Source organism: Promicromonospora xylanilytica, assembly GCF_054782895.1.
The window spans coordinates 653,215-672,530 of sequence record NZ_BAAGRP010000007.1 but is presented as its reverse complement, the minus strand read 5'-3'; the positions used below and the strand labels follow the sequence as shown (position 1 = coordinate 672,530).

Annotated in this window: 19 protein-coding genes; 12 read left to right on the top strand and 7 right to left on the bottom strand. The window is 73.3% G+C overall.

The features are described 5' to 3' along the window. Nucleotides 1-10 precede the first annotated feature (10 nt). The 3 genes from ACYVK7_RS10825 to ACYVK7_RS10815 form a co-directional block, all read right to left on the bottom strand. Nucleotides 11-1,240 (bottom strand): DUF6596 domain-containing protein, encoded by a 1,230-nt coding sequence (locus ACYVK7_RS10825; protein ID WP_460887684.1) that lies wholly within the window; start codon nt 1,238-1,240, stop codon nt 11-13. Nucleotides 1,241-1,259: 19 nt separating this feature from the next. Beyond that, nucleotides 1,260-1,640 (bottom strand): YciI family protein, encoded by a 381-nt coding sequence (locus ACYVK7_RS10820; protein ID WP_460887683.1) that lies wholly within the window; start codon nt 1,638-1,640, stop codon nt 1,260-1,262. An 80-nt stretch (nt 1,641-1,720) separates the two neighbouring features. Continuing rightward, entirely contained in the window at nt 1,721-4,198 is a 2,478-nt protein-coding gene (locus ACYVK7_RS10815) for a DNA gyrase/topoisomerase IV subunit A (protein WP_460887682.1), read from the bottom strand. A 150-nt stretch (nt 4,199-4,348) separates the two neighbouring features. On the opposite strand from ACYVK7_RS10815, the gene ACYVK7_RS10810 reads away from it, so the two are divergent. From ACYVK7_RS10810 to ACYVK7_RS10790, 5 genes are read left to right on the top strand one after another with little or no spacing between them, the layout of a single operon-like run. Further along, nucleotides 4,349-4,804, top strand: a complete 456-nt coding sequence (locus ACYVK7_RS10810) for a hypothetical protein (protein WP_460887681.1) — start codon at nt 4,349-4,351, stop codon at nt 4,802-4,804. Nucleotides 4,805-4,839: 35 nt separating this feature from the next. Then, nucleotides 4,840-7,599: a GNAT family N-acetyltransferase gene (locus ACYVK7_RS10805; protein WP_460887680.1), complete on the top strand. Its 2,760-nt coding sequence runs from the start codon at nt 4,840-4,842 to the stop codon at nt 7,597-7,599. Nucleotides 7,600-7,624: 25 nt separating this feature from the next. Continuing rightward, entirely contained in the window at nt 7,625-8,212 is a 588-nt protein-coding gene (locus ACYVK7_RS10800) for a DUF5998 family protein (protein WP_460887679.1), read from the top strand. Continuing rightward, nucleotides 8,209-9,402 carry an alkaline phosphatase family protein gene (locus ACYVK7_RS10795; protein WP_460887678.1) on the top strand — a complete coding sequence of 398 codons (1,194 nt, stop codon included), beginning with the start codon at nt 8,209-8,211 and terminating at the stop codon, nt 9,400-9,402. The genes ACYVK7_RS10800 and ACYVK7_RS10795 overlap by 4 nt, the downstream gene beginning before the upstream one ends. 8 nt (nt 9,403-9,410) lie before the next feature. After that, nucleotides 9,411-10,043 carry a thymidine kinase gene (locus tag ACYVK7_RS10790; protein WP_460887677.1) on the top strand — a complete coding sequence of 211 codons (633 nt, stop codon included), beginning with the start codon at nt 9,411-9,413 and terminating at the stop codon, nt 10,041-10,043. Here the strand turns inward: ACYVK7_RS10790 and sepH are convergent. Further along, nucleotides 10,040-11,158, bottom strand: a complete 1,119-nt coding sequence (gene sepH, locus ACYVK7_RS10785) for a septation protein SepH (protein ID WP_460887676.1) — start codon at nt 11,156-11,158, stop codon at nt 10,040-10,042. The genes ACYVK7_RS10790 and sepH overlap by 4 nt on opposite strands. A gap of 120 nt (nt 11,159-11,278) precedes the next feature. On the opposite strand from sepH, the gene ACYVK7_RS10780 reads away from it, so the two are divergent. Together ACYVK7_RS10780 and ACYVK7_RS10775 are read left to right on the top strand one after the other, a co-directional pair. Then, nucleotides 11,279-12,142, top strand: a complete 864-nt coding sequence (locus ACYVK7_RS10780) for an inositol monophosphatase family protein (protein ID WP_460887675.1) — start codon at nt 11,279-11,281, stop codon at nt 12,140-12,142. Between the two features lie 313 nt (nt 12,143-12,455). After that, entirely contained in the window at nt 12,456-12,755 is a 300-nt protein-coding gene (locus ACYVK7_RS10775; protein ID WP_116675819.1) for a DUF4193 domain-containing protein, read from the top strand. A gap of 89 nt (nt 12,756-12,844) precedes the next feature. Here the strand turns inward: ACYVK7_RS10775 and ACYVK7_RS10770 are convergent, their stop codons facing one another. Further along, complete coding sequence (locus ACYVK7_RS10770; protein WP_460887674.1) at nt 12,845-13,288, bottom strand: DUF3093 domain-containing protein; 444 nt, start codon at nt 13,286-13,288, stop codon at nt 12,845-12,847. A 78-nt stretch (nt 13,289-13,366) separates the two neighbouring features. On the opposite strand from ACYVK7_RS10770, the gene dut reads away from it, so the two are divergent. The 4 genes from dut to ACYVK7_RS10750 all read left to right on the top strand — a co-directional run bounded on the left by dut (nt 13,367) and on the right by ACYVK7_RS10750 (nt 15,906). Then, entirely contained in the window at nt 13,367-13,843 is a 477-nt protein-coding gene (gene dut, locus ACYVK7_RS10765) for a dUTP diphosphatase (RefSeq protein ID WP_460887673.1), read from the top strand. 139 nt (nt 13,844-13,982) lie between these two features. Beyond that, complete coding sequence (locus tag ACYVK7_RS10760) at nt 13,983-14,708, top strand: DUF3710 domain-containing protein (protein WP_460887672.1); 726 nt, start codon at nt 13,983-13,985, stop codon at nt 14,706-14,708. Between the two features lie 15 nt (nt 14,709-14,723). Continuing rightward, complete coding sequence (locus tag ACYVK7_RS10755) at nt 14,724-15,104, top strand: OB-fold nucleic acid binding domain-containing protein (RefSeq protein WP_460887671.1); 381 nt, start codon at nt 14,724-14,726, stop codon at nt 15,102-15,104. A gap of 31 nt (nt 15,105-15,135) precedes the next feature. After that, nucleotides 15,136-15,906: a DUF3159 domain-containing protein gene (locus tag ACYVK7_RS10750; protein ID WP_460887670.1), complete on the top strand. Its 771-nt coding sequence runs from the start codon at nt 15,136-15,138 to the stop codon at nt 15,904-15,906. Here the strand turns inward: ACYVK7_RS10750 and ACYVK7_RS10745 are convergent. Both ACYVK7_RS10745 and ACYVK7_RS10740 read right to left on the bottom strand, forming a co-directional pair. Next, the gene (locus tag ACYVK7_RS10745; RefSeq protein ID WP_460887669.1) at nt 15,903-16,568 is read right to left on the bottom strand and encodes a potassium channel family protein; all 666 of its coding nucleotides are present in this window, start codon (nt 16,566-16,568) and stop codon (nt 15,903-15,905) included. The genes ACYVK7_RS10750 and ACYVK7_RS10745 overlap by 4 nt on opposite strands. Continuing rightward, nucleotides 16,568-17,221, bottom strand: coding sequence for a potassium channel family protein (locus tag ACYVK7_RS10740; RefSeq protein WP_460887927.1), 654 nt, complete (start codon nt 17,219-17,221; stop codon nt 16,568-16,570). Before ACYVK7_RS10740 ends, ACYVK7_RS10745 begins: the two co-directional genes overlap by 1 nt. An 85-nt stretch (nt 17,222-17,306) precedes the next feature. Here ACYVK7_RS10740 and ACYVK7_RS10735 point away from each other — a divergent pair, with 85 nt between their 5' ends. After that, nucleotides 17,307-19,304, top strand: a complete 1,998-nt coding sequence (locus ACYVK7_RS10735) for an APC family permease (protein WP_460887668.1) — start codon at nt 17,307-17,309, stop codon at nt 19,302-19,304. Nucleotides 19,305-19,316: the final 12 nt, after the last annotated feature.

The following is a 19,316-nucleotide window of genomic DNA, read 5'->3' as shown; positions in this document are numbered from 1 at the left end:
ACCTCCGGGGCTATCCGGCATGCCGGCGGCAGAACTCGCGCAGCGGGCCGGCCGGAAGGACGTCCAGCAGCTCGCGGTACCGGGCCGCCGCGTCGTCGGTCCGACCGGTGCGGCGGGCCAGGTCCGCCAGGGCGAGGCTGGCGTCACGGGCGGCGTACGCCGGCCCGTCGGCGACCAGCTCCTCGAGCTCGCGCTCGACCGGCCCGAGGTCACCGCCGTCGCGCATCGCGAGCCGGCCCAGCACGACGAGTCGGGCCACGCGGGTCGCCGGCGACGGCCATGTCCGCAGGAGCGCGTCATAGAGCTGGGCGAGTCGCGCCCAGTCCGTGTCCTCCGCATCGATGGTGGTCGCGTGCACGCCGGAGATCGCGGCCTCCAGCGCGAACCGGCCCGGTGTACGCGGGGAGCGCGTGCGGGCGATCGCCGCCGTGGCGTCGGCCAGGCCGGCGGACAACAGACGCTGGTCCCATGCCGACCGGTCCACCTCGTCGAGGGGCAGCGCGACGCCGTCGCGCACGCGGCCGGGACGCCGGGCCAGGCCGAGGCGGCACACGGCACGCAGGCCGAGCGCCTCGGGATCGTCCGGGTACTGGGCGACAAGTGCCTCGGCGAGTGTGAGCGCGTCGCGGGCGGGGTCCTGCGTGACGTCGGTGGGCGCCGGAGCATCGCGCTGGCCCACCGTGAACAGGCCGGCGACGCAGGCCAGCACGACGGGCAGGCGGGCGTCCCGCGCCGCGCCGTCGGGCACCGCGAACTCGCCGCGGGCGCGGGCCAGCGAGGTCTTGGCCCGCGTGAGGCGTGCGGCGGCCGTAGCGTCAGCGATCCCGAGGTGTCCCGCGATCTGCCGGATCGTGAGGCCGCAGACCACCCGCATCGCCAGGACCAGCTGCGCGCCGGAGGCGAGGGCGTCGTCGCAGGCGACGAAGAGCAGCGCGAGACGGTCGTCGAGATCGTCGCCCGGCGCGGTCGGCGTGTCCGTTGCGACCACCTCCGGGCGCGCGAGCTGGGGCTGGATCCGCCTGAAGACCGCCTGGTGCCGTACCGCGTCGAGCCAGGTCCGGCGCCCGACCTGGACGCACCACCCGACCAGGTCCTCGATCACGCCGTCCGGCTGGGCCGCCGCCCGCGCGAACGCCTCCGCGGCGTACTCCTCACCGCTGTCCAGGCTGCGGGTGGCCACGGCGAGCGACCGCACCACCTGGGGCCAGGCGGTGCGGAACGCCGCTGGGTCGATCGGCACCGAGCGGTCCTGCTGCCTCTTAGGAACCGAAGCGCATGACCTTGCGCCACTCGACCACGTTCGTGCTGGGGACCAGTCCCGCGATCTTCCGTGCGGTGGCCTCGTCGCACTCGACCTCGTAGTAGCCGGTGATCACCTCGTTGGTGTCGGTGAACGGCGCGTCCGTGTAGACCGGTTCGCCACCACCCTCGCCAGGCGTGACCCATCCGCCGTACCTGCTGTTCTGCAGGGCGTTGCTGCCGGTGATCTTCGCCCCGAGCTCGGCCACCGCCTCGGCGAAGCGTTGGTGCGCCGCCATGTCCTCGGAGAACTGCTGCTCGTTGGCCTTCTGGTTCTCCGGTAGGTAGGCGTCGGAGTCCCAGTCGGTCTCGCGGATCAGGAACATCCAGGTGTCGGTCATGTCCAGCTCCTCTTTCGGGGAATGTTGACACGCCTTGGACGGGCGAGCCACGCCGGAATCGACACCACGGCCGGAACGGGTCAGCCGATCACCGCGACCGGCACCGAGATCGGGGTCCCGGACCCGTCGCGCCGCTCGTCCACGTCGGGCAGGTCGACAGGCTGGCCACCGGCACCGAGCGCACGCGGGGGAGCGGCACCCACCCAGGCCAGGATGAGACCGTCCTCGCCCTTCAGCAGCCGCTGCGACCGCACACCGCCCGTCGCGCGGCCCTTGCCCGGGTACAGCGCGAACGGGGTCACCTTGCCCGCGCCCGCCTCGATCCCCGGCAGCGCGTCGCCCGCCCCGGCGATGGTCACGACCGTGGCGTCGACCCCGGCCGGGACCGCGCCGAAGAACACCACCCGGCGGTCGGCCGCGAGCTTGATGCCCGTCATGCCGCCCGCCGCGCGGCCCTGCGGCCGTACCGCGGAGGCCGGGAAGTGCAGCAGCGACGAGTCATCGGCCAGGAAGACCAGCTCGTCGTCGTCGGACACGACGGCGGCGCCCACCACGGTGTCCCCCTCCTTGAGGGCGATCACCGGCCACTCGTCGCCCTTGGCCGGGGCGTCCGACGGCGCGACACGCTTGACGACGCCCTGGGCGGTGCCGACGGCGATGGTCGGCGCGTCCGGGCCGAGCGCGGTGACGGTCCGCACCACCTCGCCGTGCTCCAGCTCCACGAGCTCGCTCACGGGGATGCCGCCCGACAGGGACGGCGCGCCGTCGGTGGGGGGCAGCGAGGGCAGGTCCAGCACGGAGACCCGCAGCATGCGGCCGGCCGACGTCACGAGCCCGACCTGGCCACGGGTCGTGGCCGCGGCGTCGCCCCGCATGGCGTCGTGTGCGGCACGGTTGCCGGTACGGACGACCGGGGCGTCGTCCGGCAGCCGGGCCAGCAGGCCCGTCGCCGACAGCAGCACGCGCGTGGGGAGGTCCTTGATCTGCAGGTCGATGGGCTCGACGGTCTTCTTGCGCCCGTTCGCCGGGGCGACGGCGACGGAACCGACCGACCCGCCCGCCGCGTCCAGCAGCACGGTGCGGCGCGGCGTGCCGTAGGTCTTGGCCACCTCGCCCATCTCGGTGCTGACGACACGGCGCAGGAGCTTCTCGTCACCGAGGATCTGCTCCAGCTCGGCGATCTCGCGGCGGAGCTCCTCCGCCTCCTTCTCGAGCTCGACGCGCGAGAACCTCGTCAGGCGCCGCAGCTGCAGGTCCAGGATGTAGGTGGCCTGGGGCTCGGACAGGTCGAAGATCTCACGCAGCCGGTCCCTGGCGATGGCGGCGTCGTCGGACGACCGGATCACCTGGATGACCTCGTCGATGTCGAGGATCGCGACGAGCAGGCCGTCCACCAGGTGCAGCCGCTCGAGGCGCTTGTCCAGGCGGTGCTGCGACCGGCGCCGAACCACGGAGATGCGGTGGTCCACCCAGACCCGCAGCATCTCGAGCAGGCCGAGGGTGCGCGGCTGGCCGTCCACGAGGGCCACGTTGTTGATGCCGAACGAGTCCTCGAGCGGCGTCACGCGGTACAGCTGCTCCAGCACGGCGTCCGGGTCGAACCCCGTCTTGACCTCGATGACCAGGCGCATCCCGTGCGTGCGGTCAGTGAGGTCCTGCACGTTGGTGATGCCCTGGATGCGCTTCGCCTTGACGCCGTCGGCGATCTTCTCGATCACCTTCTCCGGCCCCACGAGGTACGGCAGCTCCGTGACGACGATGCCCTTGCGGCGCGGGGTCACGTTCTCGATCCGCGCCGTGGCACGGGTGCGGAAGCTGCCCCGGCCGGTGCGGTACGCGTCCCGTACGCCCTCGAGCCCGACGATCTTGCCACCCGTGGGCAGGTCCGGACCCGGCACGAACCGCTGCAGGTCCTCGAGCGTTGCCTCGGGGTTCTTGATCAGGTGCTGTGCGGCGGAGACGACCTCGACGAGGTTGTGCGGCGCCATGTTCGTGGCCATGCCGACCGCGATGCCGGACGCCCCGTTGACCAGCAGGTTCGGGATCGCGGCAGGGAGCACCTCCGGCTGGGTGAGCTTGTTGTCGTAGTTCGGCACGAAGTTCACGACGTTCTCGTCGAGACCCGTGGTCATCGCCATCGACGGAGCGGCCAGGCGGGCCTCGGTGTACCGCGGCGCCGCGGGGCCGTCGTCGAGCGAGCCGAAGTTGCCGTGCCCGTCCACGAGCGGCAGCCGCAGCGAGAAGCTCTGCGCCAGGCGCACCAGCGCGTCGTAGATGGGCGCGTCACCGTGCGGGTGGAGCTTTCCCATCACCTCGCCCACCACGCGCGAGGACTTCACGTGCGCACGGTCGGGGCGCAGCCCCATGTCCGACATCATGTACAGGATGCGGCGCTGGACCGGCTTGAGGCCGTCGCGCGCGTCGGGGAGAGCTCGCGAGTAGATGACGGAGTAGGCGTACTCGAGGAACGAGGCCTCCATCTCCGAGGCGACGTCGATGTCCACGACCTTCTCGTGGATCTCGCTCTCGTCGAGCGGCTGCGACGGCTTGCGCGCCATGGTTCGTGGGGCTCCTGGAATCTGGGGTGGTCTCGGACAGGCAAACCGTACCGCGCGCCACCCACACCCCGGTGGCACCTCGCTGACGTCGCGCGAGGTCACGGGGGAGAGGCATGTGCCTTTTCGTGGCGCACCTGGCACTATTCGGGTATGCCCGAAATGCCACTGGCCAGCAGGTCGACCACCCTGCCGGGCTGGCTGGTCCGCGTCGGGCTCGCCTACGGCGTCGTCGGGCTCAGCGTGGTGCCCGTCCTGGTGCTCGGCGCCCTCGTGACCTGGTGGATGCAGTCCTGGCAGTGCGCCCAGCAGGAGTGGGGCTGCCTGGAGGAGGGCATCACCATGTGGGCCGGTCTGTCGGTGTTCGCGGCGGTGCTCCACATCGTCGTCTCCATGCGGCTCGGGCTCGGTGTGGTGCACGGTCTCGTGGTCGTGGCGGTCGCCGCGGTGTCCGCGAACGTGGCCCCTGCGCTCGGCGCCTGGCTCCTGCTCGCGGTCGGTCCCGCCGTGGCCGCCATCCTCACCGCGTCCGGCCCGAACCGCCGCCAGCGCCTCGTCCTCGTCGGCTTCGCCGTCATGCTCCTGGCCGGCATGGTGCTGGTGCGCTGACGCCGCAGGACCCGCGTCTCGATAGCCTTGTCCCCGTGGACGAGCCAGAACGGGTCGGCAGCGTGCGCCTGCCCTACTCGACCGAGTACCCCGTCGAGTGGGAGGCGGACGTCGTGCTGCGCGACGGCTCCACGACGCACGTGCGCCCCATCCGGCCCGAGGACGCCGACGCGATCCAGCGCTTCCAGATGGCCCAGTCGGAGCGCTCCACCTACCTCAGGTTCTTCGCCGCGCTGCAGCGCATCCCCGACCGCATGCTCACCCAGCTCGTCACGGTCGACCACGTCCGCAGGACGGCGCTCGTCGCCGTACGGCCGGGCACCGCGGACGGCACCGGGGACGGTGCCGAGGACGTCATCGGGGTAGCCCGCTACGACGTGACCGACGACCTGCCCGGGCGCCGCACCGCGGAGGTCGCCTTCAACGTCGCCGACGCCCTCCAGGGTCAGGGCCTCGGGTCGGTGCTGCTCGAGCACATCGCCGCCGCGGCGCGCGAGCGGGGCGTGCACCGCTTCATCGCCGAGGTGCTGCCCCAGAACCGCGCCATGCTCGGCGTGTTCCGGGAGGCCGGCTACGCCGTCGAGCAGCACCTGGACGACGGTGTCGTCACCGTCTCCGTCGACCTCGACCCCACCGACCGCTCCCGCGAGGTCATGGCCGACCGCGAGCACCGCACCGAGGCCAGGTCCATGCAGGGGCTGCTCTCGGCCCGCCGGGTGCTGCTGGTCGGCCCCGCCCAGGGCGGCACCGTCGACGAGCTGCTCGCCGCCCGCGTCCGCGAGGCACACGCCACCGATCCCGGCGACACCGAGCTCATGGTGCTCGGCGACGACGTGGCCTGGGCGGACCTGGGCCGCACCGGGACGGGCACCGGGACCGGCACCGTGGACCTGGCGGTCGTCGCCGCGCCACCGGACGAGGTGCTCGACGCCGTCCGGCGCCTGCGCGGCACGGGCGCGCGCGGCGTCGTCGTGCTGTCCGCGGGCTGGGCCGAGGCGGGGCCCGACGGCGTCGCCCGCCGCCGCGAGCTGCTGCGCACCGCGCACACCGAGGGCATGCGGGTCGTCGGCCCGGCCAGCTACGGTCTGCTCACCAACGTGCCCGGCGCGAGCCTGCGCGCGAGCCTCGCGCCCACGGCCCCGCGGCCCGGCCGGGTCGGCCTGTTCAGCCAGAGCGCGCCGGTCGCCGTCACCGCCGCCGAGACGGTCAAGCGCCGCGGCCTCGGGCTGTCCACGCTGGTCTCCGCAGGGCACCGGGCGGACGTGTCCGGCAACGACCTCATGCAGTACTGGCAGGACGACCCCCACACCGACGTCGTCTGCCTGTACCTCGAGACGCTCGGCAACCCCCGCAAGTTCTCCCGGATCGCGCGCCGACTCGCGCTGGTGAAGCCGGTGGTCGTGGTCGTCGCGGGCAGGCACGGCAGCGTGGTCCCGCCCGGGCACACGGTGCGCGCCACGCGCGCGCCCCGGCGCATGCTCGACGAGGTGCTGCGGCAGTCCGGCGTCATCCGCGCGGAGAACACCCACCAGCTCATGGACGTCGCGCAGGTCCTGGCGCACCAGCCCCTCCCCGCCGGCGGGCGGGTCGGCATCCTCGCGAGCTCGCCGTCGCTTGCGGCGCTCGTCGCCGACGCCGTCGCCGCGGCGGGCCTGACCGTCGCCGGACCGCTGGAGCCGCTGTCCGCCGGCGCGCCCGACGACGAGATCGCCGCCGCCGTCGACGCCCTCTACGCGCCCGGTGCGTGCGACGCCGTCGTCGTGGTCTCGGTACCTGTCGTGCTGCCCCGGACCGACGCGCTCGCCCGTGCCGTGGCCGACGCCGCCGCACGCACGGGCCGCACCACCGTCGTCAGCGCGCTCGGCCTGCACGGCATGCCCGACGAGCTCGCCTCCGGCGACGTACGGGTCCCGGCGTTCTCCACTCCCGAGGACGCGGTCTGGGCCCTCGGCGAGGTCGTGCGCTACGCGCAGTGGCGCACCCAGGACCACGGCTCACCGGTCCGCCCCGCGCTGCGGGAGGGCGTGTCGGACGGCGTCGCGCGCGCCGAGGCGCGGACGCTCGTGGAGTCCCTGCTGCGCAGCGCCGGGTGGCCCGACGGCGGCCTGGTCCTCGACCACGACGCGGCCACCGAGCTGCTGGCCTGCTACGGCCTGCGCCTGTGGCGCTCGCGGAGCGTGCGTACCGCCGACGACGCCGTGGCGGCCGCCGAGGAGCTCGGCTGGCCGGTGGCGCTCAAGATCGCGGCGCCCGCGCTGCGCCACCGGGCCGACCTGGGCGGGGTACGTCTCGACATCGCCGACGCGGAGGACCTCCGGGAGGACGCGGAGCGGATGCTCGCGGCGGCCGCTTCCCTGCTGCCGGCGCCCGACCCGGTGCTGGAGGTGCAGGCGATGGCGCCGACGGGTGTCGCGTGCGTGGTGCGCTCGGTCGAGGACGAGCTGTTCGGCCCCGTGGTGTCGTTCGGACTGGCCGGCGACGCCGTCGACCTGCTCGACGACGTGACGCACGGCGTGCCCCCGCTGACCGACGCCGACGTCGCGCGCATGGTGCGCGGTGTGCGCGCGGCGCCCCGGCTGTTCGGGTACCAGGGCGCGCCCGCTGCCGACGTCGCGGCGCTCGAGGACGTGCTGGCGCGGGTCTCGGTCATGGCCGAGGACCTGCCCGAGCTCGCCTCGCTGGAGCTGTACCCCGTCGCGGTCGCGGAGCGCGGCGCGGCGGTGCTGCACGCGACGATCCGGCTGCGACCCGCCGAACGTCGCACGGACGCGTTGCGCAGAGCCCTTCCGGGCTAACGGCGAAGGCACCTCTCGTGGGATGATGCGGACTGTGCCCCATGCCCCTACCGATGCCCGTGCTGACCTGACCGCCCACCTGCACCGGGCCGGCTACTACCCGGAGCTCGTCGCGGACGTGCTCTCCGTCGCCCTCGCCGACGAGGAGGTCGTGGCCCACCTCGTGCAGGCGGAGACCACCTTCGACTCGGAGGTGCGCCGGCACCTCACGGTCCTGGTGCTGACACCGACCCGCCTGGTCACCGCGCACGTGGACGACCACACCGGTGAGGACCCGGCCCGGCCGGGCTCCGCGTCGGCGACCACCGAGGTGGTGCCGGTGCGGGAGATCCGCTCCGTGGCGCTCACCCACGTGATCGCGGACCCGGAGCGCTACCCGCGGCGGGCGGCGACGCGTGAGGTCACCCTGGCGATCGGCTGGGGCGCCGTGTCGCGGGTCGACCTGGAGCCCGCCACGTGCGTCGACCCGAACTGCACGGCCGACCACGGCCTGACCGGCCAGGTCACCCCGGACGACGTGGTGGTACGGGTCTCCAGCGAGGCCGAGGGCGACGCGGCGGTCCGCGCCGCGGTGAGCTTCGCCGGCGCACTGTCCAGGGCCACGTCTGCGTGACGGCACCGAACCTCCCCGACGGCCTCGTGGCGCCGTCGTACGACGTCACGAGCCTGGCCGCGGTGATGCCCGCCGTCGCGGGCGCCCTCGGCCATGACCTCACCACGGCGACGGGCCTCACCGCCGCGGGCTGCCGCGCGGCACTCGGGCTGCCCGGTGCCGACCGGGTGGTGGTCGTGCTGGTGGACGGGCTCGGCATCCGCAACCTCGCCGAGCGCGGCGGCCACGCGCCGTTCCTGCGGGGGCTCCTGCGCGAGGTGGACGACGGCGCTGCGACGCTCACGTCGAGCTTTCCCTCCACCACCGCGGCGGGCCTGAGCATCTTCGGCACGGGCACCGCCCCCGGCCGCACGGGCATGCTCGGCTACACCCAGCGCAACCCCGGGACGGGGCGGCTGGCGTCCCTCGTGCAGTGGCGCGAGCTCGGCGACCCCGCCGACCTGCAGCGGGAGCCCACCGTGTTCGAGCAGCTCGCCGCGGCGGGCGTGCGGGTCGCGGCTCCCGGGCCCGGCAAGTTCGCCGGTTCGGGCATGACCCAGGCCGCGCTGCGCGGCCCGGCCTACGTGGCCGCCGAGACGTTCGAGCAGCGCGTGGACGCGAGCGTCACGGCGCTGCGGCAGCCGGGGGACGCGCAGCGGTTGGTCTACCTGTACCAGGGCGACGTCGACAAGACGGGCCACGGTCACGGCTGGGACTCGTGGCAGTGGGGCGACGCGCTGGAGTCCACCGACCGTGAGCTGCGCCGTCTGCTGCGGAGCGTCCCGCGCGGCACCCTCGTGGTGATCACGGCGGACCACGGCCAGATCACCGCCGACCTCGCCACCCAGTGGGACGTCGCGGCCGACCCGGAGCTCCGGCGCGGCGTCGCGATGGTCGGGGGAGAACCCCGCGCCCTGCACGTCTACACGGACCCGGCCGCCGACCCGGCCGACGTCGCGCACCGGTGGGCCGAGCGGCTGGGCGAGCACGCCGTGGTCCTGCGCCGTGAGCGGGCGGTGGCCGACGGCTGGTTCGGCCCGGTGGCCGAGCACGTGCGCTCCGCCATCGGGGACGTGGTGGTCGCGATGACCGGCGCCGCGACCGTCGTCGACTCGCGTGTGCACTCCGCGGCCGCGCGCGGCCTGCCCGGTGTGCACGGCTCGCTCACCCCGCACGAGATGCTCGTACCTCTTCTCACGGCCGTCGCATAGGGGGACCCGTGGCCGAGCTCGTCTTCTTCTCCGGCACCATGGACTCCGGAAAGTCCACCCTCGCCCTGCAGACCGACCACAACTACCGTGCGCGCGGTCGCGAGGGGCTCATCTTCAGCCGTGGCGACCGGGCCGGCCAGGCTCGCGTCTCCAGCCGGCTCGGGCTCGACGTGGCCGCCCGGGAGGTGACGGACGACACCGACTTCTGGGCGGAGATCAGCGGCAGGCGCTCCGGCGGCGAGGCCGTCGACTACCTCGTGTGCGACGAGGCGCAGTTCTACTCCCCCGAGCAGGTGGAGCAGCTCGCCCGGCTGGTGGACGAGATGGAGATCGACATCTTCGCGTTCGGCATCACCACGGACTTCCGCACCCGGCTCTTCCCCGGTTCGGCCCGCCTGATCGAGCTCGCCGACCGCATCGAGGTGCTCCAGGTGCAGTCGCTGTGCTGGTGCGGCGCACGCGCCACGCTCAACGCGCGCACCGTCGACGGCGTCATGGTCACCGAGGGCGAGCAGGTGGTGATCGGCGACGTCGGCAGGGGCGAGGTCGCCTACGAGGTGCTGTGCCGCAGGCACCACATGCGCCGCATGACGGCGCTCACCGCCCGCCGCCGCGCGGCGGACGAGTCGCTCTGGGGCTAGGCCTCAGGGCGCGAGCCGAACACGATCTCGTCCCAGCTCGGCACCTGAGCGCGTGACTTGCGGCCCCGCTTCGCAGCCGGACGCTTGGGCGGCGCGGGGTCGGCCGGCGGCTTCTCCGGCACTTTCTCCGGCACCTTCTCGGGGACCGGCTCCGGAGCCTCGTCGGTCGCCTGCCCGGTCGCCTGCTCTGCTACCTGGTCCTGCTCGGCGGCCGCGGCCGGGGCGGCGATCTCCCACTGGCTCGGCCCCTCCCACTCGATGCCGGCGGGGGAGTCGGGCACCGTGACGGACGGCATCGTCGGACGGGACCCGCCGCGCCGCGCACCGATGTCGACGACGGCGGCGGAGGGCTCCGGATCGTCCTCGGGCGGCGCGTCGGGCGCGTCCAGGTCGAGCTCCATCATGTCGGGCAGCTCGGTGTCGGGGCTCTGCCGCCGCGCGGGCCGCTGCCCGCGGCGCTCCGAGAGGTTGTCGAGCAGGAGGTCCGTGTCGTCCGGCTCCCGGTGCGGGGGCAGGGCCGACACCCCGGCGAGGGCCGGTCCCTCGTCGTCCTCCGGGAGGCCGAGCCAGCGCGCCTCGTCGTCGAGCGCCGTCACGAAGCCGCCCCGCGGCTCCAGCGACCAGCGTGCCACCCGGGGGCGCTCCGCGGCCACGAACTCGACCTGCACCAGCCACGGGTGGTTGCCCTCCCTGGTGGCGCTCCAGCGGGCGTCGTCGGGCCGCACCCCGCGCGAACGGAGCCGCTCGTCGGCGACCTCGCCGAGCGTGGTGGCGCCGTCGTCGTCCGTGAGGACCGCCTTGGCCCGCACCCGCGAGATCGAGTGCTCCCGCTCCGAGATCACCGGGTACTCGAACCGCCGGACGTGCTCGATCGGCAGCCCCGACGCCTCGGCGAGCGCCTCGCACGTCTCGCCCGCGCGCAGGCGCGCCTGGATCTCGCGGGGGCGCAGCGTCGACTCCTCCTGGGCACGGATCGACTCCATGCGGGGACGGTCGCCCCGGATGGCGGCACGCAGGGCATCGGTGATGGGCAGGGTGCTCTGGGCGCCGTCGCGCGCAGCAAGGACGAGTCGTTCACCGTCCTCGTGCAGCCGTACCAGCTCCAGCTCGTCCATGCCAGTCCTCCCGGGGTAGTCCTGTGGGCCGAGCCTGCCACCGCGAGGCGATCATGCGGCGCAGGCTCGTCGGTGTGCCGCCGGATAGTCGCTGGCACACGCGTGCGGCAGGATGGGTGCGTGATCTCACCCGCGCTGCCCGAGCTGCCCGACGGCGTCACCGTCACCGCCCTCCGCGACCTCACCGTCCGCCTCGCGACAGCCGCCGGAGCTCTGGTGCGCGAGGGCCGGCCCGAGCGGGTGGTCGTCGCGGCCACGAAGTCGAGCGACGTCGACCCCGTCACGGTCATGGACCGCGCCTCGGAGGACCTGCTGCGCGAGATGATCGCGGCGGAGCGCCCCGACGACGGGATCCTGGGCGAGGAGGGCGACGACGTCGTCGGCACGAGCGGCCTGACCTGGGTGCTCGACCCGATCGACGGCACGGTCAACTACCTGTACGGGGTGGCGTCCTGGGCCGTGTCCGTCGCGGTGGTGGCCGGCCCGCCGGACCCCGCCACGTGGACCGTCCTCGCCGGGTGCGTGCACAGCGTGGCCGACGGCCGCACCTGGTCCGCGGGGCTCGGCGAGGGCGCCACGCGCGACGGCGCACCCGTCCGCGTGGGCGGTGCGACGTCCCTCGGCTCGTCGCTGGTGGGCACGGGCTTCGCCTACGACGCCGGACGGCGGGCCGACCAGGCGCGCGTGCTGTCCCAGGTGCTGCCGAGGATCCGGGACATCCGCCGGCTCGGCTCGGCCGCGATCGACCTGTGCCTGCTCGCGGACGGCTCGATCGACCTCTACTACGAGCGTGGGCTCAACCCCTGGGACATGGCCGCGGGCGCGGTGGTGGCCACGGAGGCGGGTGCGGCGGTGACGGGCCTGCGCGGTGGCCGGGCCGGCACGGTGATGACGGTGGCGGGTGCCCCCGGCCTCGTCGCGGAGCTCACCGAGATCCTCGAGGCGGCGGACGCGGACGGGCCCGGAACCCCCGCGAGCTGGTGATTATTTTTCTGACACCGTCCTGCGAGAGCCGTCACTGCCGAACCCGCTCCACAGGCGCTTGAGGAACCGTTGGTGCAGGTCAGAGCCTAGGTGACCGGGGTTACACCGACAGATGTAGCGCGCCTGACAGAAATGGTGCACAATCCGTGGGCCGAGTCGGGAACAAATCCGGGGCCGCGTGCATTATCTGCGCGTACACCCGCTGGCGGCCGCAGTTCGACGGCGCTCGCGGTGACCCGGCCCGGGGCGGCGTCGAATCCCGGACGTCCCGAACCCTTCCGGCGCGACCACCTACCGACGGAGAGAACACCACATGGCAACTGACTACGACGCCCCACGCAAGACCGATGAGGATGTCGAGCAGGACTCGATCCAGGAGCTGCAGGCACGTCGATCTGACAAGTCCTCGGGCGTTGTGGACGAGGACGAGACCGAGGCGGCCGAGGGCTTCGAGCTCCCGGGTGCCGACCTGTCCGGCGAGGAGCTCGCGGTGCGCGTGCTGCCCCGACAGGCGGACGAGTTCACGTGCTCCAGCTGCTTCCTCGTGCACCACCGCAGCCAGCTGGCCTACGAGAAGGCCGGCCAGATGATCTGCACGGAGTGCGCCGCCTGATCCACCAGGCGTTCGAGCACTGACGACACGACCGGGCTGTCATGCATCGCGTGGCAGCCTTCGTCGTGTCCGGGGAGAGCTCCTCCGGCTCAGCCCCCCAGCGCCTGCACCAGCAGCTGAGGCCGACGGGTGGAGATGAGCCAGTAGGGGGTGGGGTCGGCCGGGTCGTCGAGGGCGACCCGCACGCCGGTCCGGGCCCACGCGCGCAGGCAGACGTAGGCGCGCGCGTCGAGGCCGGGGCCCAGCTCGTGCCGCATGGCGGCGACGTCGAGGTCCTGCGCGGGGCCGAGCAGCGTGACCGGCACCCGGGCCCGCCCGGCGCGCAGGACGCCGTCGGACACCTCGACGACGGGGGAGGTCGCCGCGAGGGCGACCGCCGACCCGACACAGACCAGCAGCCCGACGACGATCGCGGCCGTCACGTGCACGGGCCACAGCGCGATCGCCGCGATGGCGCCCAGACCGACCGTGCCGAGCCAACCCCCTGGTCCAGGCAGGAGACGCTCGTGGAAGGTGAGGGTGGTCGCCGTCATGGGGACATCATTCCAGGCCGACGCACCCGTCCGGGCACTGTTGCGGCGGCGCGCGCCCAGGTGGCGTACTCTTCCGGCGTGCCCACCCCCGCGCCACAGGACGACGGCAGCACGGTCGACGTGCTCATCCGCCTCCTCGACGACGTCCCCGCCCCCTCCTACGCGCACCCCGGCGACGCCGGCGCCGACCTGGTGACCACGGTCGACGTCGAGCTACCGCCGCAGGGGCGGGTGACGGTGCCGACGGGGGTGTCGATCGCCCTCCCCGACGGCTACGCGGCGTTCGTGCACCCGCGGTCCGGGCTCGCGGCGAAGCACGGCGTCACCATCGTGAACGCCCCCGGGACGGTCGACGCGGGCTACCGCGGCGAGATCAAGGTCACGCTGCTCAACACCGATCCCACCGAGGCGGTCAAGCTGGTCCGCGGCGACCGCGTGGCACAGCTCGTGATCCAGCGGGTCGAGCGGGCGCGGTTCCTGCCGGCCGAGACCCTGCCGGGCTCGCACCGGGGTGACGGCGGCTTCGGCTCCAGCGGCGGTTTCGCCGGACGCTGAACGCCGGGTGAGGAGCCGGGCCGACGGTCCCACCGGGGCCCCGGACGGGTCTAGTCTGTAAGTAACGAGTGGATAACGCTGTCGTGCGTGGCCATCGCGCGCGCACGCGGCACTGACGAACGACGTAAGGAGCGTGGCTGTGGGTCTGTTCAGCCGACGAGGCACGGCGAATGAGCCCGCACCGGTCGAGTGGGCGTCGGTGGAGGCCGAGCAGCAGAAGCGGCCGCACGGACCCTTCGACCGGTCGCAGGTGGGGGAGATGGGGCCCCGCGTCGACCTCGGTGCGATCTGGCTGCCGGTGATGCCGGGCCTCGAGCTCCGCATGGAGATCGACAAGAAGACGCAGAAGGTGACGGGGGTGACGGCCGCGCTGGAGGGGTCGAACCTCCAGATCCAGGCCTTCGCCGCGCCCCGGACCGAGGGCATCTGGGACGAGATCCGGCACGAGATCGCGCAGTCCGTCGGCGGGCAGGGCGGGATCGTCGACGACGTTCCCGGAGTCTTCGGCCGCGAGCTCCTGGTCCGGATGCCCGTGACGGGTCCCGACGGGCAGGCGGGCCAGCGGCCGGCGCGGTTCGTCGGGGTGGACGGCCCGCGCTGGTTCATCCGCGGCGTGCTCGCGGGCAAGGCAGCCCTCGACGCCGAGGCGGCCAAGCCCCTGGAGTCCGTGTTCGCGAACATCGTCGTGGTGCGCGACCAGAGCCCGCGCCCGCCCCGTGACCTCCTGCCCCTGGCGCTGCCGAAGTCGGCGCGCAAGGATGGTGCACAGCAGCCCGCCGCGCCGGCCGGCCCGGAGGGCGCCGTGCCGCAGATGTCCGACATCGACCCGCTGCGGCGCGGACCCGAGATCACCCAGATCGGCTGACGAGGTGAACCACTGATGTCGCTGCGCTCGAGCCTCGCGTCCCGCATCGCGGAGTCCCTGGCCTCCAACGAGCAGGTCCAGGACACCGAGGAGCGTGCTGACGCCTCCCGGAACGTGGGCTGCCAGGCCGTGACATCGGTGCCGGTGCGCAGCAGGGGCAAGATCGCGGGCGTGCTGCGCTCGGTGGTGCTGCGCCCCCGCGAGGGCGTGCCCGCCCTGGAGGCGGAGCTGTTCGACGGCTCCGGCGCCCTGGACCTCGTGTGGCTCGGGCGGCGGACCATCGACGGCGTCGAACCCGGTCGCCGGATCCGCGTCGAGGGCATGGTGTGCGAGGTCGACGGGCGCCGCACCATGTTCAACCCGCGCTACGAGCTCCGGCCGCGGCCGGGTGAATGACCAGCCCGCCGGGCACGGCACAATGAACCCTATGAGCGAACCCGCACGTCCCGACGTGCCCCCGGAGCCCGCAGAAGCCCCCGCGCGCGGGGTGCGCGCCCTCGCCGGCGAGGAGTTCTCCGCCGCCCAGGCGATCGGTGGTGTCCGCGGCCTGGTGGAGGCGGTGCTGCCCGGCCTGGTGTTCGTGGTCGCGTTCGTGATCTTCACGCCCGACCTGGTGGTGCCGCTCGTGGCGTCGGTCGTGGCGGCGCTGGTGCTCGTCGTGGCCCGCCTGGTGCAGCGCACGCCCGTCACGCAGGCGCTGGGCGGCCTGCTCGGCATCGCGATCGGCGTGGTGTGGGCCTGGACGTCCGGCGAGGCGGAGAACTACTACGCGGGCGGCCTGCTGGTCAACGCCGCCTACCTCGTGGTGCTGCTGGTCTCGATCGTCGCGCGCCGGCCCGTCGTCGGCTACGTCGTGGAGGCGCTGCGCGCCGGCCTGACGCCGGAGGCCGTGAAGGCCGAGGCGAACCGGAACGCCGAGCGAGCCGGCGACGCGGCGGACGACGACGCGCCGTCCCCGTTCGCCGCCCTCACCGCCTGGCGGGACGACCCGGCCAAGATGCGCACCTACGCCATCGCCACCTGGCTCTGGGTCGGGCTGTTCGGCCTGCGCCTCGCCGTGAAGACGCCGCTGTACTTCGCGGGCGACATCGCGTGGCTCGGCACCTTCCACCTGCTGCTCGGCGTGCCGCTCTGGGCGCTCGTGCTGTACCTGACCTGGTACGTCGTGCGTCGGCCGAAGGCGGCAGCGGCGAGCTAGCCCTTCGGCACCAGGAGCTGCTGCAGGGCGGCGGTGTCGGCGTCCGCGCCGGCCACCAGGAGCAGCTCGTCGCCGGCCTCCAGGGTGTCGTCGGGGCTCGGCACCAGCGGCCTGCCGTCGCGCACGATCGTCGCGAGCGTGACGTCGGCAGGCCACACCACCCGGCCGAGGCGCGTCCCGGCGACCCGGGAGTCGGCGGGCAGCGTGAGCTCCAGCAGGTCGGTCCGCGACTGGCGAAAGCTGAAGATGCGCACGAGGTCACCCACCGCGACGGCCTCCTCGACCATCGCCGTCATGATGCGCGGCGTCGAGACGGCCACGTCCACGCCCCACGACTGGTCGAACATCCACTCGTTCTTCGGGTTGTTCACCCGTGCGACGGTGCGCGGCACCCCGAACTCCGTCTTGCCCAGCAGCGAGAACACGAGGTTCACCTTGTCGTCGCCGGTGGCGCCCACCACGACGTCGGCCTGCTCCAGCTCGGAGGCCTCGAGCGCGGGCAGCTCGCACGCGTCGGCGAGCACCCACTCCGCCTCGGGCACCTGCGAGACCCGCATGGCCGAGGCGTTCTTGTCGATCAGGGTGACCTCGTGCTCGTGGCTCAGCAGCTCCCTGGCGATCGAGCGGCCCACGGACCCCGCCCCCGCGATGACGACGCGCATCAGTCCTCCTCGGTGGTGGGGGCAGCGGTGAGGATCCGCTCGACGTCGGCGGAGGCGTCCGTCGTCATGAGGAGGTGCAGCACGTCGTTCTCCTGGAGCACGATGTCGGGCGTGGGCAGCACCGCCGAGGTGTACCGGGTCACGAAGGCGACCCGCGCGCCGGTCGCGGCCTCGACGTGGAGCACGGGCCGGCCGACCCAGCGCCGGTGGTAGTCGATCTGCGCCAGCCGGACGGTGCCCGACGGGTCGAGGTACTCGTCGGTGGAGCCCATCGGCAGCATGCGGCGCAGCACCTGGTCGGCGGTCCAGCGCACGGTGGCGACCGTCGGGATGCCCAGGCGCTGGTAGATCTCCGCGCGGTGCGGGTCGTAGATGCGGGCCACCACGTTGTCGACGCCGTAGGTCTCACGGACCACCCGGGCGGACAGGATGTTCGAGTTGTCGCCGTCGGACACCGCGGCGAACGCGTACGTGTCCTCGATCCCCGCCTGGACGAGCGTGTCGCGGTCGAAACCCACGCCGGTCACCTTCTTGCCCGAGAAGTCCGCGGGCAGGCGCCGGAACGCGTCCGGGTTCTGATCGATGATGGCGACGGAATGTCCGCGGCCCTCGATCTCCTGGGCGAGGCTGGAGCCCACACGGCCGCAGCCCATGATCACGAAGTGCACGAACGGAACGCTACCGCGCCGCGGCCCTACGGTGCGCTCCGGGCCATCGGCAGGCATAGAGTGTTCCAACGTGTCGGACATCGTCGATGCGGCCAAACGACTACTGGTCGGCCGCCCCAAACGTAGCGAGAGCCTGGGCCGCACGCTGCTGCCCAAACGGATCGCCCTGCCCGTGTTCGCCTCGGACGCCCTGTCGTCCGTCGCGTACGCGCCGGACGAGATCCTGCTGACCCTCTCGCTGGCCGGCATCGCTGCCGTCGCCTTCTCCCCGTGGGTGGGGCTCGCCGTCGTCGTCGTGCTGCTGATCGTCGTGGCCTCCTACCGGCAGAACGTGCGCGCGTACCCCTCCGGCGGTGGCGACTACGAGGTCGCCACCACCAACCTGGGCCCGACGGCGGGCGTCGGCGTCGCGTCGGCCCTGCTCGTCGACTACGTCCTCACCGTCGCCGTGTCCGTCTCGGCGGCGGCGCAGTACGCGTCCGCGGCCGTCCCCGGGCTGCGCGGGCACGAGACGCTCGCCGCCGTGGTCGTCGTCGTGCTGCTCACCCTGATCAACCTGCGCGGCGTCAAGGAGTCCGGCACGGCGTTCGCGGTGCCGGTCTACTGCTACATGGCCGTCATCGGAGCCCTGGTGCTCACCGGCGCGTTCCGCTTCTTCTCCGGAACCCTGCCGCAGGCCGAGAGCGCGGACTTCGAGCTCACCGGCGAGGCCGCGTTCGACCAGGGCCTGGTCGGCGTCGCCGGGGCGTTCCTGCTGGCCCGCGCGTTCGCCTCCGGGTGCGCCGCCCTGACCGGCGTCGAGGCCATCAGCAACGGGGTGCCGTCGTTCCGCAAGCCCAAGTCGCGCAACGCGGCGACCACCCTGCTGCTCCTCGGCGCCATCTCCTCGACCATGATCATCTCGATCCTGATGCTCGCGCAGGCGACGGGGGTCCGGTTCGCGGAGGACCCGCACTCCCAGCTCACCCAGGACGGCCAGCCGGTCTCGTCCCACTACGTCCAGATCCCCGTGATCGGACAGCTCGCCGAGGCGGTGTTCTCCGGCTTCCCGCCCGCCTTCTACGCCGTGTCCGCCGTCACGGGCCTCATCCTGGTGCTGGCCGCGAACACCGCCTTCAACGGGTTCCCGGTGCTCGGCTCCATCCTCGCGCGCGACGGCTACCTGCCGCGCCAGCTGCACACCCGTGGCGACCGCCTCGCGTTCTCCAACGGGATCGTGGCGCTCGCGGTCGCCGCGATCGTGCTGATCGTCGCCTTCGACGCCCAGCCCACGCGCCTCATCCAGCTCTACATCGTGGGCGTGTTCGTGTCGTTCACGCTGTCGCAGCTCGGCATGCTGCGGCACTGGACGCGGGAGCTGCGCACGGAGCCCAACCCCGCCGTGCGCGGCCGCATGAAGCGCTCGCGGGTGGTCAACGGCGTCGGCTTCGGGCTCACCGGCACGGTCCTGGTCATCGTGCTGGTGACCAAGTTCACGCACGGCGCCTGGATCACGATCCTGGCGATGGGCGTGCTGTTCGTCTTCATGCGCGGGATCCGCTCGCACTACGACCGGGTGCGCGACGAGCTCGCGCTCGACGACGTCTCCGCCGCCCGCGCGCTGCCGAGCCGGGTGCACGCGGTCGTGCTGGTCTCCAAGGTGCACAAGCCGACGATGCGGGCGCTGGCGTACGCGCGCGCCGCGCGGCCCAGCGTGATCGAGGCCGTCACCGTCGGTGTGGACCGGGAGGACATCGAGGGGCTCGTCGCCGAGTGGGAGGCCCTTGACCTGCCCGTTCCCCTGCGCATCCTCGACTCCCCGTACCGCGAGATCACACGGCCCGTGCTCAAGTACGTGCGGTCCGTGCGCCGCGAGTCACCGCGCGACCTCGTGATCGTCTACATCCCCGAGTACGTGGTGGGCCACTGGTGGGAGCAGCTGCTGCACAACCAGTCGGCGCTGCGCCTCAAGGGCAGCCTGCTGTTCACGCCGGGGGTGGTCGTGGCGTCCGTCCCGTGGCAGCTCGCCTCCTCGCGCGGCCAGACCGGCCTCGAGGAGGACGCCTTCCTGCGCGGCAGGCGGCTCTAGGCGGGGGATACT